We start from the raw sequence: 14,021 nt of genomic DNA, 5'->3' as shown, positions 1-14,021 counted from the left end.
AGCCCGGAACGGTTGGAAGCGCGCGATTCTAGCCGCAATCCGTGGGCGACAGACGGTGGGCTGCCTGGCAGGCCTTCGGCGAAATCCGCTTCAGGCCGCATCGTGCCGCTTCAGCGCCCAGGCGACATGCTCGCGCACCAGCTCCGACGGGTCGTCGGCCCGCGCGCGCAGCGCGGCGACGATGGCCGGCGAGGTGGGGGCATTGCCGAGCGCCACGGCGAGATTGCGCAACCAGCGCTCGAAGCCGATGCGGTAGATCGCGCTGCCCGCCATGCGCGTCGAAAAATCCGCCTCGGTCCAAGCGAAGAGTTCCACCAGGCTCGCGCGGTCGAGTCCGTGGCGCGGCGCGAAGTCGGGCTCCGCGGTGAGCTGCGCGAAGCGGTTCCACGGACACACCAGCTGGCAGTCGTCGCAGCCGTAGATGCGATTGCCGATCAGCGGTCTCAGGTCCTCCGGGATCGCTTCTTTCAGCTCGATCGTGAGATACGAGATGCAGCGTCGGGCGTCGACCCGGTACGGCTCCACGATCGCCCCGGTCGGACACGCGTCGAGGCAGGCACGACAGGAGCCGCAATGGGGTTTGGTCGGCACGTCGACCGGCAGCGGCAAGTCGGTGAAGATCTCGCCGAGGAAAAAGAACGAACCGGCCGAGCGGTCGAGCGTGAGCGTGTGCTTGCCGCGCCACCCCAGCCCGGCGCGCGTCGCGAGTTCGACCTCCAGCACCGGCGCGGAGTCCACGAACACGCGGTAACCGTGCGGCGCCTCGGTGGCGATGCGTTCGGCGAGTTTCTGCAGGCGGTTGCGCATCAGCTTGTGGTAGTCGCGACCGAGCGCGTAGCGGGACACGTAGGCCTGTGCGGGCTCATCGAGCGTCGCTTGAGCGGCAGCGGCCTGCGGCCAGTAATTCATCCGTACACTGATGACGCGCAGCGTGCCCGGAACCAGTTCGGCGGGGCGCGCCCGCTTCATGCCGTGGCGCGCCATATAATCCATCTCGCCGTGAAAACCGCTGGCGAGCCACGCCTCCAGGCCAAGCTCGGCGCCGGCAAGATCGATGTCCGCGATACCGACGGCGGCGAAACCCAGTTCCCTGGCCCATATATTCAGCTGCTCCGCGACGGTCGCGAGCGATTCGTGCGGCGCGGCGTGCCCGGAGGCACCCTGATGATTCGGATTCTTCACCCGGCAGATGATAGCGGCTGCGGATTCATCGCGCAGCTCGATGACGAAACCGACACCGAAGCTGCCGGCGCAGCGCTCGCGCCGGCGCTGCACCCCGGGTTGGTGATTTACCTGCGCGGCGACCTCGGCGCCGGGAAAACGACGCTGGTCCGCGGCGTGCTGCACGCACTCGGTCACGGCGGAAAAGTAAAAAGCCCGACCTACACCTTGATTGAACCTTATGTTCTTTCTAGATTAAACTTATATCACTTTGATTTTTATCGCTTCGCAGTGCCGGAAGAATATCTGGAAGCAGGTCTCGACGAGTACTTCGGCGACACTGGCGTGTGCCTCGTGGAATGGCCCGACAAGGCCAGCCCGTATCTCGCGCCACCGGACGTTGAAATGCGCCTCGTCGTCGCCGGAACGGGTCGGCGCCTCGAGGTCTCTGGGCTGACGGAGGCAGGACGGACATGTACAAGAAAACTGAACTCGGAATTGAACCGGCCTGCTCCGTGACGCCTGCCACGCCGAAATTCTGCCGGCGCGACCTTCTGAAGTTCGCCGGCGGCGCCCTTGTGCTGCTGGTGAGTCCGGTCGCCGCTGCCGCGAGCCTCGTGGCAGTGCGTGTCTGGCCCGCCGACGATTACACACGCATCACCCTCGAAGGCAGCCGCCAACTGAAGTTCAGCCACCTTCTCGTCAAGGATCCCGACCGCCTCGTGGTCGATCTCGAAGATGTCGAACTCGACAGCGTGCTGCAGACCTTGCCATCCAAGGTGCTCGAGTCCGATCCGTACATCCGGCTGATTCGCGCCGGGCAGAATCGCCCCGGCGTGGTGCGGCTGGTCGTCGAACTGAAGAACGAGATCGCTCCGCAGATATTCACGCTCGAGCCGGTCGGCGATTACCGCCACCGCCTGGTGCTCGATCTGTATCCCACCGTGCCGGTCGACCCGCTGCTGGCGCTGATCGAAAAATCCTCGCCGCTCGATGCCGCCGCCGGCGATACCGCAGCTGCGGGAAGCGACGACGCGCCGGTGCAGCAGGCGGCCGTGCAGGACAGGGCAAAGCGTCAGAAACGTCCACCCGCGAACCGGCTGCTCACGGTCGCGCTCGACCCCGGCCACGGCGGCGAGGACCCCGGCGCAGTCGGGCGGCGCGGCAGCTTCGAGAAAAACGTCACGCTGTCGATCGCACGCCGGCTGAAGCGGAAGATCGACGCCGAGACGAACATGCGCGCGGTGCTGACGCGCGACGGCGACTATTTCGTGCCGCTGCGCCAGCGGGTGACGCGGGCACGACAGGTACAATCGGACCTCTTCGTGTCGATCCACGCCGACGCTTTCGTCCGCCCCGAAGCACGCGGCAGCTCGGTGTTCGTGCTGTCGGAAAGGGGCGCCTCGAGTTCGGCCGCGCGCTGGCTCGCGCAAAAGGAAAACGACGCCGACCTGATCGGTGGCGTGAATCTCGCGAAACAGGAAGGTCATCTCGCGCGAACGCTGCTCGACTTGTCGCAGACGGCGACGATCAACGACAGCCTGAAGCTCGGCAAGGCAGTGCTGAACGAGCTCGGCGACATCAACACGCTGCACAAGGCGCACGTCGAACAGGCTGGATTCGCGGTGCTGAAAGCGCCGGACATCCCGTCGATCCTTGTCGAGACCGCGTTCATCAGCAACCCGGAGGAAGAGCGACGCCTGAACGACGACGCCTATCAGGACAAAATGGCTGAAGCGATCATGCGGGGCCTGCGCCGCTACTTCAAGGACAACCCGCCGCTCGGGCCGACCCGGGTCGCGCAGCTGGACTGACCGGCGGGAACCGCCAGAGCGCTCGCGTTGCCGTTATAATTACCGCTTTTTCGGGCGGTCATGCAGGTTTTTCGCGGGATTCCGGAGCGCGCCGCGCAGTCCTCGGTTCTCACCATCGGCAATTTCGACGGGGTGCACCGCGGCCACCAGGCGCTGCTCAAGCTGCTCACCGACAAGGCCCGTTCGCTGGCCCTGCCGGCGGTGGTGCTCACGTTCGAACCCCATCCGCGTGAATACTTCTGCCCGGCCGATGCGCCGGCACGCCTCGCGTCGCTGCGCGAAAAGCTGCTGCTGCTCGCCAGCTGCGGTGTTGACCGCGTCCACGTCTGCCGCTTCGACGCGCGCTTCGCAGCGCTGACCGCGGACCAGTTCATCGACGACATCCTCGTGCGCGGCCTCGGCGTGCGCCACTTGATCATCGGCGACGACTTCCGTTTCGGCGTGAAGCGCCAGGGCGACTTCGCGTTGCTCCAGGCACGGGGCGCCAGCCACCGGTTCGCGGTCGAAGCGATGCCGACCCTCGACATCGATGGCGAACGCGCTTCCAGCTCTGCGATCCGCGCGGCCCTTGCCGAAGGCGATCTCGCGCATGCCGCGCGCCTGCTCGGCCGTCCCTACAGCATCGCCGGGCGTGTCGTCCACGGCGACAAGATCGGCCGCACGCTCGGCTATCCGACCGTCAACATCCAGATGAAACACCGGCGGCCGGCGTTGTCCGGCGTGTTCGCGGTCGCTGTCGAAGGACTCGCCGCGGAACCCGTCGCAGGCGTCGCGAGCATTGGCGTGCGGCCGACGATAACCGCTTCGGGGCGTCCGAGGCTCGAAGTCCATCTCTTCGACTGGAACCGCGACTGTTACGGCGCTCATCTGCGCGTCCATTTCCTCAACAAGCAGCGCGACGAAACCAAGTTCGAATCGCTCGACGCGCTCATCGCCCAGATTGCGCGGGACGCGGAAAATGCCCACGCCTGGTTCGCACAACACCCGATTCGCCCCTGAGGCCGAAAACACCATCATGGCTGATTACCGCAAGACCCTGAACATGCCCGACACCCCGTTCCCGATGCGCGGCGATCTCGCGAAGCGCGAACCGGGGTGGGTCGCCGACTGGCAGGCGAAGAAGCTCTACCAGAAGGTCCGCAAGGCGGCGGCCGGGCGGCCGAAGTTCGTCCTGCACGACGGGCCGCCCTACGCGAACGGCGACATCCACATCGGGCACGCGGTGAACAAGATCCTCAAGGACATCATCGTCCGCTCGAAGACGCTAGCCGGCTTCGACGCACCCTACGTTCCGGGATGGGACTGCCACGGCCTGCCGATCGAGCACCAGATCGAGAAGCAGCACGGCAAGCACCTGCCGGCCGATCGCGCGCGCGAACTGTGCCGCGAGTACGCCGCAGAACAGATCGAGCGGCAGAAGAAGGACTTCATCCGCCTCGGCGTGCTTGGCGACTGGGACAATCCCTACCGCACGATGAACTTCTCGAATGAAGCGGACGAGATCCGCGCGCTTGGCGAGCTGTTCCGCAAAGGCTTCCTGTTCAAGGGACTGAAACCCGTGAACTGGTGCTTCGATTGCGGCTCGGCGCTCGCCGAGGCCGAAGTCGAGTACCAGGACAAGAAATCGCCGGCGATCGACGTGGGCTTCCCGCTTGTCGACAACGAACGTGACAAGCTTGCGCACGCCTTCGGCCTCGATACCCTGCCGGAGCAGCCCGTCTATATCGTGATCTGGACGACGACGCCCTGGACGATTCCGTCCAATCAGGCGCTCAATGTGCATCCCGAACTGATATACGAACTGGTTGAAACACCGAAGGGTCTGCTGATCCTCGCTGCCGAACTGCGGGCATCGGCCCTCGAACGCTACCAGCTCGAAGGCCGCGTGCTCGCTGCGGCTCGGGGCGTCGCGCTCGACCGCATCAACTTCCGCCATCCGTTCTACGACCGTCTCTCGCCGGTCTTCCTTGGCGACTACGTCGCGGCCGATGCTGGCACGGGCATCGTGCATAGCGCGCCCGCGTATGGCCTCGACGACTTCGTCTCCTGCACCCGCTACGGCATGCGCAACGACGAAATCCTGAATCCGGTGCAGGCCGACGGCACTTTTGCCGGGAGCCTGCCCTTCTTCGGCGGCCTGTCGGTGTGGGATGCGAACCCGAAGATCGTCGACAAGCTCGCCGAAGTCGGCAGCCTGTTCGCCTCGGGCACGCTGACGCACAGCTACATGCACTGCTGGCGCCACAAGACGCCGGTGATCTATCGCGCGACGACGCAATGGTTCGTCGGCATGGACCGCCTGCCGGGACGCGAAGCGGTCGAGCCCGGCAGCGCGACGCTGCGCGAACTGGCGCTGAAGGCCGTCGACGAGACGCAGTTCTATCCCGCGTGGGGCAAGGCGCGGCTGCATTCGATGATCGCGAACCGGCCCGACTGGTGTGTGTCGCGCCAGCGCAACTGGGGCGTCCCGATCCCGCTGTTCCTGCACAAGGAAACCGGCGAACCGCATCCGCGCTCGCTCGAACTGCTCGAGCAGGTCGCACAGCGCGTCGAACAGCACGGCATCGACGCCTGGTTCAAGCTCGACGCGGCCGAGCTGCTCGGCAGCGACGTCGCGCAGTACGACAAGATGCGCGACACGCTCGACGTCTGGTTCGACTCCGGCACGACGCACTGGACGGTATTGCGCGGCTCGCACGCTGCCGACAGCCAGTGGCCGGCGGCCCTCTATCTCGAAGGCTCGGACCAGCACCGCGGCTGGTTCCACTCGTCGCTCCTGACCGGCTGCGCGATCGACGGACGTGCACCGTACGACGCACTGCTGACGCACGGCTTCGTTGTCGACGGCCAGGGCAAGAAGATGTCGAAGTCGAAAGGCAACGTCGTCGCGCCGCAGGAAGTCTCGGACAAGCTCGGCGCCGAGATCCTGCGCCTGTGGGTCGCCGCCACCGACTATTCGGGTGAGCTCACGATCTCGAAGGAGATCCTCGACCGTGTCGTCGAAGTCTATCGCCGCCTGCGCAACACGCTGCGCTTCCTGCTCGCCAACACTGGCGATTTCGACATCGCCCGCGACGGCGTACCGGTCGAGGAGTGGCTGGACATCGACCATTACGCGCTCGCGCTGACTCGCCGACTGCAGGAGCAGGTCACCGGCGATTACGCGCGCTTCGAGTTCCACAAGATCGTGCAGGCGCTGCAGAACTTCGCCGCCGAGGACTTGGGCGCGTTCTACGTCGACATCCTCAAGGATCGCCTGTACACGACGAAGGCTGATTCCCGCGCCCGCCGCGCCGCCCAGACCGCGCTGTGGCACATCACGCAGGCGATCACCCGGATGATGGCGCCGATCCTGACTTTCACTGCCGAGGAAATCTGGCGGGTGACGGGCAACGACGCCGAGGACAGCGTGATGCTGCACACCTGGCACGAATTGCCCGAACTCGGGGCAAGCGATGAAATCCTCGCTCGTTGGGAGCTGATCCGCAGCGCGAGGGCGGAGGTGCAGAAAGTGCTCGAAAGCCTGCGCAGCGACGGCAGGATCGGCGCTTCGCTGCAGGCAGAAGTGCGCGTGCGCGCGAGCGGGGCGCGTTTCGACGCGCTCGCGAGCGTCGGCGCGGATCTGCATTTCGTGCTGATCACGTCCCGCGCGGAACTGGTACGGGTCGAAACCGAAGCCGATGAAGGCGTGGACGCTGCGCCATCCAGTCACCAGAAGTGCGGTCGCTGCTGGCATTTCCGCGAAGACATCGGCGTCGATGCCGATCACCCGGAGCTGTGCGGACGCTGCTGCACGAACCTCCATGGCGACGGGGAAAGCCGCACGCATGCCTGAGGCCTCCCGAGAACCCGCGCCCGCCGCACCGCACGGGCTGACGCGACGCTTCTTCGGCTGGCTCGCACTGGCTGCGCTGGTCGTGGCGCTGGACCAGTTCGTGAAATGGCTGGTGCTGTCACGGCTCGACTTCGGCGAGGCGGTGCCCGTCACGGGCTTTTTCCAGCTCGTTCTGGTCTACAACCCCGGCGCGGCATTCAGCTTTCTTGCCGACCATTCGGGCTGGCAGCGCTGGTTCTTCATTGCACTCGCGCTCGTCGTCTGCGGCTGGCTGCTCGCGATGCTGCGCCATCACCAGCACGAACGTGCACTGCCGCTGGCGTTCAGCCTCATCATCGGCGGAGCGGTCGGCAATGTCATCGACCGGATCGTGCATGGCGCAGTGGTCGATTTTCTCTACTTCCATATCGGCCGCCACGGCTGGCCGGCCTTCAACGTCGCCGACTCCGCCATCACTGTCGGTGTCGCCGTGATGCTGTGGGCGCAGTTTCGCTCACCTCGTGACGCCTCCCGCGACTCATCCACTTCGGAGAACCCCTCGTGACCCAGATCGTCCAACCCGACAGCCTGGTGACGCTGCACTACCGCATCGCCATGGAAAACGGCCAGCCGCTGATCAGCACCTTCGAAAGCACGCCCGCGACGCTGCAGCTGGGCGCTGGAGAGCTGCTTCCCAGCCTCGAACGCCTGCTCGCCGGCCTCGAGATCGGCAAGCACCACTTGTTCACGCTCGCGCCCGAAGAGGCGTTCGGCCCCCACAATCCCGAGCTCGTCGAGCGCGTGAAACGGGAGCACATGCCCGAAGAGGAGATCGAACCGATGACGATCATGGAATTCGGCGCGCCCAACGGTTCCCGCTATTCGGGGCTGGTGCGGGAAATCAACGAAACGTTCGCGGTCGTCGATTTCAACCACCCGCTCGCCGGCAAGACGATCCGCTTCGAAGTGGAAGTGATCGGCGTTCTTTGAGCACGCGCTGAACGCGAACCCCCGACCCCAGCCACCCCAGGGACCAGCCATGGACGACAAGGAAATCCTGCTCGCAAATCCGCGCGGCTTCTGTGCAGGCGTCGAGCGCGCGATCGAGATCGTTGAACAGGCACTCGCACGTTTCGGCGCGCCGATCTACGTACGCCATGAAGTCGTGCATAACAAGTTCGTCGTCGACGGACTTCGTGCGAAGGGCGCGATCTTCGTCGAAGAACTTGACGAAGTGCCGACTGGCCAGACCGTGATCTTCAGCGCGCATGGGGTGCCGCAGGCCGTGCGCAGCGAAGCGGAAAGGCGCGGCTTGCGAGTTTTCGACGCGACCTGCCCGCTGGTGACCAAGGTGCATCTGGAAGTCGCACGCATGCGCGAGCAGGGGCGCGAGATCGTGATGATCGGACACAAGGGCCATCCCGAAGTCGAAGGGACGATGGGTCAGGTTGGTGACGGCATCCACCTCGTCGAAGTCGTCCAGGACGTCGCGAACATCGAGGTCGCCGACCCGCAGCAGCTCGCGTACGTCACGCAAACGACCTTGTCGGTCGATGACGCCGCCACGCTCGTCGCCGCACTCCGGGCACGCTTCCCGGCGATCGTCGGACCGAAGAAGGACGACATCTGCTACGCGACGCAGAACCGCCAGGACGCGGTCAAGTTCATGGCGCCGCGAGTCGATGTCGTGTTCGTCGTCGGCTCGCGCAACAGTTCGAATTCGAACCGCCTGCGTGAGGTTGCCGAACTGCTCGGCGTGCCGGCCTATCTCGTCGATAACGCCGAGGGCATCGAGCCGATATGGCTCGAAGACAAGAAACGCGTCGGCGTCACGGCCGGGGCATCGGCGCCGGAAGTGCTCGTCGATGCGGTCGTCGAACGCCTCAAGGAGTTGGGGGCAAGCTCGGTGCGCACGCTGGAGGGAGTGCCCGAGCGCGTAACCTTCCCGCTACCGCGCGAGCTTCAGACTCCGGACTGAACTCCCGCCGGCACGCGCCCGGCACATCACCAGACGCGATCGCCAGGCACCGTACCGGCCTCCCTCACCGCCCGCCGAAGTCAGAGATGCGGCCCGAGAATGCGCCGGTAGAACTCATGGAAATGCTGCATCCCGTCCTCGAGCGGCGACTGGTACGGCCCCACCTCGTCGCGCCCTTCCTGCAGCAACGCCCGGCGACCCCGGTCCATACGCTCGCCGATGTCGTCGTCCTCGATCGCGGTCTCCATGTAGGCAGTCTGTTCGGCTGCGACGAACTCGCGTTCGAACTCGACGATATCCTCAGGGTAGTAAAACTCGACGACGTTGGTCGTCCTGTTTACGTCCCGCGGAATCAGCGTGCTGACGACGAGCACGTGCGGATACCACTCGACCATCACGTTCGGGTAATACGTCAGCCAGATCGCGCCCTGGGGCGGCCGGTTGTCGCCGTAATAGGCGAGGACCGCCTCATGCCATCTTCGGTATGCATCCGAACCCGGTCTGGCCAGCGAAGTGACGCCCACACGCTGCACCGAATACCAGTCCCCGAATTGCCAGGTCAGGTCGTCACAGGTGACGAAGCCTCCCAGTCCGGGATGGAAAGGCGCGATGTGGTAATCCTCGAGGTACACCTCGATAAAAGTCTTCCAGTTGTAATTGCACTCGTGAATCTCGACCCGATCGAGCTTGAAGCCCGAAAAACCCAGTTCCGGCGCCAGTTCCATCCCCGCCAGGTCGGCACGGGCCGAGCGCGGGCCGGCGAACAACAGCCCGTGCCAGTTTTCCAGCGCGTCGCGCTGGAGGTCGAGACACGGATTCTCAGGAAAACGGGGCGCACCGAGAAGTCGGCCCTGCTGGTCGTACGTCCAGCGATGGACCGGGCAGACGATCCGTTCGGCAGTGCCGGTGCCCTGCAACATGATGGCCTGGCGGTGGCGACAGACGTTCGAAAGTCGATGGATGCCGTCCTGCGTGCGAAACAGCAGCCTGGAATGGTCCAGCCATTCGAGAGAGCGATAGTTTCCGACTTCCGGTACCATCAGCTCGTGGCCGACGTATCCCGCCCCGCCCTGGAACAACAGGCGCTTCTCGAGTTCGAAGATTTTTTCGTCGAAGTACATCGAAACCGGCAACTGGGAAACCGCCGGGGCCATTTTGGCCCTGGATGCGAGATCGGACATCCCCGAACCTCCCATGTAAATCCCAAGAAATTCGGAAAAAATGAGCGGATGATTCTATTCGAGAAGTTGTTTGACCGCCAGTAGCCCGATCGGTTACTTTTCCCCCTTTTATTTTGCACGGCCCCGAGTCATGGCCAAGGCCCCAACTGCGCCAAAATCCTTCGAATCCGCCATTGCCGAACTCGAAGCGATTGTTCAGGAAATGGAAAGCGGAGCAATCTCGCTCGAACAGGCGCTGGAACGGTATCAACGCGGCGCCAACCTGCTGAAACACTGTCAGGAAACTCTGCAAGCTGCCGAACAGCGGGTGCGCCAGCTGGAAAACGATGTTCTGGCCCCGCGGAATCCGGCTGAAGACATGAGGGACCAGGAATGAGCCACATGAATTTTTTGGCCTGGATGGAAGCCATCCAGCGACGCTCCGAAACCGCACTGGAAAACCTTCTCCCCGACGCGAACATCGCTCCCGCCCGGCTTCACGAAGCGATGCGCTACGCGGTACTGGGTGGCGGCAAGCGCATCAGGCCGCTGCTCGTCCATGCGGCAGGAGGTCTCGTCGGGGCTGCCCCTGAACGGCTGGACAAAGTTGCGTGCGCCGTCGAGCTGATCCACGCCTATTCCCTGGTCCATGACGACTTGCCGTGCATGGACAACGATGTGCTGCGGCGCGGCAAACCGACGGTGCATGTCGAATACGATGACGCCACCGCGTTGCTGGTGGGCGATTCCCTGCAGGCACTCGCCTTCCAGTCCCTCTCCGAGCACCCGCTGACCGAGGACCCGTCGGAACAGCTGTCGATGATCACCCAGCTCGCACGCGCGTCCGGCTCACGGGGCATGGCGGGCGGACAGGCGATCGACCTTGCTGCGGTAGGCAAACAGCTTAGCCGCGAAGAGCTCGAATACATGCATATCCACAAGACCGGCGCCTTGATCCGGGCCTCGGTCCTGCTCGGAGCTGCGTGCGGCGCGAGACTCGACTCAGACCGCCTGGAACGCCTCGATCACTACGGGAAGCTCGTGGGCCTGCTGTTCCAGGTCGTCGACGATATCCTCGATACGCAGTCCGACACGGCGACACTCGGAAAAACAGCCGGCAAGGATGCCGACAACAACAAACCGACTTACGTAACCCTCCTCGGCATGACGGAAGCCCGTGCGCTCGCCGAATCGCTGCTTGCCGACGCCCGTGAAGCCCTCACGCCTTTCGGACCCCAGGCCGCCAGACTCGACGAACTCGCCACTTTCATCGTCCATCGAAGATTCTGAATTCCGATTCCGCCGGACCTGCACATGCCCCCGTACCCCCTGCTTCACCGCATCGACTCACCGTTTGATCTGCGCAAGCTGGACCGTCGCGAACTCCCGGCCCTGGCCGCGGAGCTGCGCGCATTTCTGATCGAGTCGGTCTCGAAGACCGGCGGACACCTGTCTTCCAACCTTGGCACTGTCGAGCTGTCGATCGCGCTGCACTACATTTTCGACACGCCGGAGGACCGCATCGTGTGGGACGTAGGCCACCAGACCTACGGACACAAGATCCTCACCGGTCGACGCGAGGCAATGAGCAGGCTGCGCCAGTTCGGCGGAATCTCGGGCTTCCCGCGCCGCTCGGAAAGCAGCTACGACACGTTCGGCACAGCGCACTCGTCGACCTCGATCTCGGCGGCGCTGGGGATGGCGGTGGCTGCGCGCAACCGCGGCGAACAACGGCGCTCGATTGCGGTGATCGGCGATGGCGCGATGTCGGCGGGCATGGCCTTCGAAGCCCTGAACAATGCTGGAGACATGCGTGACATCAACCTTCTGGTGATTCTCAACGACAATGAAATGTCGATATCACCTCCTGTCGGCGCGCTGACGAAGATCCTCGCCCGCATGTTTTCGGGTCGTACCTACAATGCCGCGCGCCGTGCCGGCGAAAAGGTGCTGGGCGTATCCCCGCCGATGCTCGACTTCGCCCGCAAGGTCGAAGAGCATGTGAAGGGCCTGATCACCCCGGGAACGCTGTTCGAGGAGTTCGGCTTCCATTATTACGGCCCGATCGACGGGCATGATCTCGACGCCCTGATCCCGACACTGCAGAACCTGCGCAAGCTCAACGGCCCGCACTTCCTGCACGTCATCACGCGCAAGGGGCAAGGGTACAAGCTCGCCGAAGCAGATCCCGTCCTTTACCACGGGGTTTCGACATTCGACCATACAGCAGGCATCCAGACCGCCAAAGGTGCCGCCAAGCTCACGTACACACAGGTGTTCGGAGACTGGCTATGCGACATCGCCGCACAGGATGAAAAAGTCATCGGCATCACACCGGCGATGCGCGAGGGCTCCGGGATGGTGCGGTTCGCGCAGGAATTCCCGAATCGCTACTATGACGTAGGAATCGCTGAGCAGCACGCGCTGACGTTCGCCGCTGGCCTTGCATGCGAAGGCTTCAAGCCCGTTGTGGCGATCTATTCGACCTTCCTGCAACGCGCCTACGACCAGCTCATCCACGACATCGCGCTGCAAAACCTCCCGGTGATGTTTGCGATCGACCGCGCCGGACTCGTCGGGGCCGATGGCGCCACGCATCACGGAGCCTTCGATCTCTCCTACCTCGGCTGCATTCCCAACCTCGTCGTCATGGCACCCGCCGATGAAAACGAGTGTCGGCAGATGCTCTACACGGCTTACCGTCACAACGGACCCGCCGCCGTGCGGTATCCGCGCGGCGGCGGGATGCAGGTGGGACCGGAAACCGCGATGTCGGCGCTACCGATCGGCAAGGGCGAGATCCGCCGAAGCGGCCACCGCATCGCGCTGCTCGTCTTTGGCAGCCTGCTCTTCAATGCACTGCAGGCCGCCGAGCAGCTCGACGCGACCGTGGCCAACATGCGTTTCGTCAAACCGCTCGACGTCACGCTTATCGAGGAACTGGCCGCCAGCCACGACCTCCTCGTCACCCTCGAGGAAAATATCGTCATCGGAGGCGCCGGATCGGAGGTGGCGAGAGTGCTGGAAAGTTTGTCAGACCGTCCCCAGCTGCTGCGCCTGGGCTTGCCGGACACCTTCATCGACCACGGAGACCAGTCCCAGCTCCTCGAGTCGGTCGGGCTTGACGCTCCGGGCATTGTGGCCGCAATAAGGCGCCGCTTCAGCCCTGACAATAATTGAGCGTTTTTGTCGGGAATGATAGGATTCATTACCAGTTTCACCAGAGAACAGCAGATGACTTCCCAACAGGCTCATGCCATTCCCGACGTCCAGAACCTCAACGACAGCCGGAAACTGGCCATCGACAAGGTCGGCATAAAATCCATTCGTCATCCCGTGCGAGTCAGTGACAAGAACGGCGGCGTGCAGCACACGATTGCCGTTTTCAACATGTACGTCGGCCTCCCTCATAACTTCAAGGGAACCCACATGTCGCGCTTCATCGAGATCATCAATGGAAACGAGCGGGAGATTTCGGTCGAGTCCATCGAGCCGATGCTGCGTGAAATGGTCAAGCGCCTCGAAGCCGAGACAGGTCAGATCGAACTTACCTTCCCCTATTTCATCAACAAATCCGCCCCGATCTCCGGAGTGCAGAGCCTCATGGACTATGAGGTCACGTTTACGGCAGAAATACGGGAAGGGGGCGCGTACACTTTCACGATGAAGACCGTCGTACCGGTAACGAGCCTGTGCCCGTGCTCGAAAAAAATCTCGGAATATGGCGCTCACAATCAGCGCTCTCACGTCACCGTCACTGCTCAAACGAACAGTTTCCTCTGGATCGAAGAACTCGTGCAGCTCGTCGAAAGCCAGGCTTCCTGCCAGCTCTACGGCCTTCTGAAGCGCCCGGACGAGAAATACGTCACGGAGCATGCGTACGACAATCCAAAGTTTGTCGAGGACATGGTTCGGGACGTCGCCGGTCTTCTCAATGCCGAGGCCCGCATCGACTGCTATCGGGTGGAGTCAGAAAATTTCGAATCCATCCACAATCACTCGGCGTATGCGCTGATCGAATGTGACAAGCGCTTGGTTGTTGGCGCGAACTGAAGCCCGCGCTCAGTCACGCCCTCGCTGTTGCCAGCGAGGCG

At 63.7% G+C, this 14,021-nt stretch carries 13 protein-coding genes; 11 read left to right on the top strand and 2 right to left on the bottom strand.

The window, feature by feature from the left end; translation table 11 throughout:
• Positions 1 to 90: 90 nt before the first annotated feature.
• Entirely contained in the window at positions 91 to 1,182 is a 1,092-nt protein-coding gene (gene queG / locus EBN1_RS12555) for a tRNA epoxyqueuosine(34) reductase QueG (protein WP_011238331.1), read from the bottom strand.
• Here queG and tsaE point away from each other — a divergent pair.
• From tsaE to ispH, 7 genes are read left to right on the top strand one after another with little or no spacing between them, the layout of a single operon-like run.
• Entirely contained in the window at positions 1,165 to 1,680 is a 516-nt protein-coding gene (gene tsaE / locus EBN1_RS12550; RefSeq protein ID WP_011238330.1) for a tRNA (adenosine(37)-N6)-threonylcarbamoyltransferase complex ATPase subunit type 1 TsaE, read from the top strand. The two genes, queG and tsaE, sit on opposite strands and share 18 nt — an antisense overlap.
• Positions 1,635 to 2,975, top strand: a complete 1,341-nt coding sequence (locus EBN1_RS12545) for an N-acetylmuramoyl-L-alanine amidase (RefSeq protein WP_011238329.1) — start codon at positions 1,635 to 1,637, stop codon at positions 2,973 to 2,975. The genes tsaE and EBN1_RS12545 overlap by 46 nt, the downstream gene beginning before the upstream one ends.
• A 60-nt stretch (positions 2,976 to 3,035) precedes the next feature.
• Positions 3,036 to 3,974, top strand: coding sequence for a bifunctional riboflavin kinase/FAD synthetase (locus tag EBN1_RS12540; protein ID WP_011238328.1), 939 nt, complete (start codon positions 3,036 to 3,038; stop codon positions 3,972 to 3,974).
• Between the two features lie 16 nt (positions 3,975 to 3,990).
• Positions 3,991 to 6,810, top strand: a complete 2,820-nt coding sequence (gene ileS / locus EBN1_RS12535) for an isoleucine--tRNA ligase (protein WP_011238327.1) — start codon at positions 3,991 to 3,993, stop codon at positions 6,808 to 6,810.
• Complete coding sequence (lspA, locus tag EBN1_RS12530) at positions 6,803 to 7,354, top strand: signal peptidase II (protein WP_011238326.1); 552 nt, start codon at positions 6,803 to 6,805, stop codon at positions 7,352 to 7,354. Before ileS ends, lspA begins: the two co-directional genes overlap by 8 nt.
• Positions 7,351 to 7,779, top strand: a complete 429-nt coding sequence (locus EBN1_RS12525; RefSeq protein WP_011238325.1) for an FKBP-type peptidyl-prolyl cis-trans isomerase — start codon at positions 7,351 to 7,353, stop codon at positions 7,777 to 7,779. The genes lspA and EBN1_RS12525 overlap by 4 nt, the downstream gene beginning before the upstream one ends.
• A gap of 49 nt (positions 7,780 to 7,828) precedes the next feature.
• Complete coding sequence (ispH, locus tag EBN1_RS12520; protein ID WP_011238324.1) at positions 7,829 to 8,767, top strand: 4-hydroxy-3-methylbut-2-enyl diphosphate reductase; 939 nt, start codon at positions 7,829 to 7,831, stop codon at positions 8,765 to 8,767.
• 80 nt (positions 8,768 to 8,847) lie between these two features.
• On the opposite strand, the gene EBN1_RS12515 is transcribed toward ispH, so the two are convergent.
• On the bottom strand, positions 8,848 to 9,948 hold the full coding sequence (locus EBN1_RS12515; RefSeq protein WP_041646312.1) for an aromatic ring-hydroxylating oxygenase subunit alpha: 1,101 nt from the start codon (positions 9,946 to 9,948) through the stop codon (positions 8,848 to 8,850).
• A 130-nt stretch (positions 9,949 to 10,078) separates the two neighbouring features.
• On the opposite strand from EBN1_RS12515, the gene EBN1_RS12510 reads away from it, so the two are divergent.
• Genes EBN1_RS12510 through folE2 form a run of 4 tightly spaced genes read left to right on the top strand, consistent with a single transcriptional unit; the run spans position 10,079 to position 13,980 of the window.
• On the top strand, positions 10,079 to 10,324 hold the full coding sequence (locus EBN1_RS12510) for an exodeoxyribonuclease VII small subunit (protein ID WP_041646310.1): 246 nt from the start codon (positions 10,079 to 10,081) through the stop codon (positions 10,322 to 10,324).
• Positions 10,321 to 11,217, top strand: coding sequence for a polyprenyl synthetase family protein (locus EBN1_RS12505; RefSeq protein WP_011238321.1), 897 nt, complete (start codon positions 10,321 to 10,323; stop codon positions 11,215 to 11,217). The genes EBN1_RS12510 and EBN1_RS12505 overlap by 4 nt, the downstream gene beginning before the upstream one ends.
• A gap of 24 nt (positions 11,218 to 11,241) precedes the next feature.
• On the top strand, positions 11,242 to 13,107 hold the full coding sequence (dxs, locus tag EBN1_RS12500) for a 1-deoxy-D-xylulose-5-phosphate synthase (RefSeq protein WP_011238320.1): 1,866 nt from the start codon (positions 11,242 to 11,244) through the stop codon (positions 13,105 to 13,107).
• A 54-nt stretch (positions 13,108 to 13,161) separates the two neighbouring features.
• Entirely contained in the window at positions 13,162 to 13,980 is an 819-nt protein-coding gene (folE2, locus tag EBN1_RS12495) for a GTP cyclohydrolase FolE2 (RefSeq protein ID WP_041646308.1), read from the top strand.
• Positions 13,981 to 14,021: the final 41 nt, after the last annotated feature.

The organism is Aromatoleum aromaticum EbN1, assembly GCF_000025965.1.
Classification (GTDB): Bacteria; Pseudomonadota; Gammaproteobacteria; order Burkholderiales; family Rhodocyclaceae; genus Aromatoleum; species Aromatoleum aromaticum.
Note: the sequence above shows the minus strand (reverse complement) of the source record. Positions and strands in the feature narration are given on the sequence as shown.

What these genes read in the sequence shown, in the direction of transcription:
- EBN1_RS12515 (WP_041646312.1), bottom strand. Translation starts at nt 9,948, where the DNA reads ATGTCCGATCTCGCATCCAGGGCCAAAATGGCCCCGGCGGTTTCCCAG.
- EBN1_RS12545 (WP_011238329.1), top strand. Translation starts at nt 1,635, where the DNA reads ATGTACAAGAAAACTGAACTCGGAATTGAACCGGCCTGCTCCGTGACG.
- EBN1_RS12540 (WP_011238328.1), top strand. Translation starts at nt 3,036, where the DNA reads ATGCAGGTTTTTCGCGGGATTCCGGAGCGCGCCGCGCAGTCCTCGGTT.
- lspA (WP_011238326.1), top strand. Translation starts at nt 6,803, where the DNA reads ATGCCTGAGGCCTCCCGAGAACCCGCGCCCGCCGCACCGCACGGGCTG.
- tsaE (WP_011238330.1), top strand. Translation starts at nt 1,165, where the DNA reads ATGATTCGGATTCTTCACCCGGCAGATGATAGCGGCTGCGGATTCATC.
- dxs (WP_011238320.1), top strand. Translation starts at nt 11,242, where the DNA reads ATGCCCCCGTACCCCCTGCTTCACCGCATCGACTCACCGTTTGATCTG.
- folE2 (WP_041646308.1), top strand. Translation starts at nt 13,162, where the DNA reads ATGACTTCCCAACAGGCTCATGCCATTCCCGACGTCCAGAACCTCAAC.
- ispH (WP_011238324.1), top strand. Translation starts at nt 7,829, where the DNA reads ATGGACGACAAGGAAATCCTGCTCGCAAATCCGCGCGGCTTCTGTGCA.
- ileS (WP_011238327.1), top strand. Translation starts at nt 3,991, where the DNA reads ATGGCTGATTACCGCAAGACCCTGAACATGCCCGACACCCCGTTCCCG.
- EBN1_RS12510 (WP_041646310.1), top strand. Translation starts at nt 10,079, where the DNA reads ATGGCCAAGGCCCCAACTGCGCCAAAATCCTTCGAATCCGCCATTGCC.
- EBN1_RS12505 (WP_011238321.1), top strand. Translation starts at nt 10,321, where the DNA reads ATGAGCCACATGAATTTTTTGGCCTGGATGGAAGCCATCCAGCGACGC.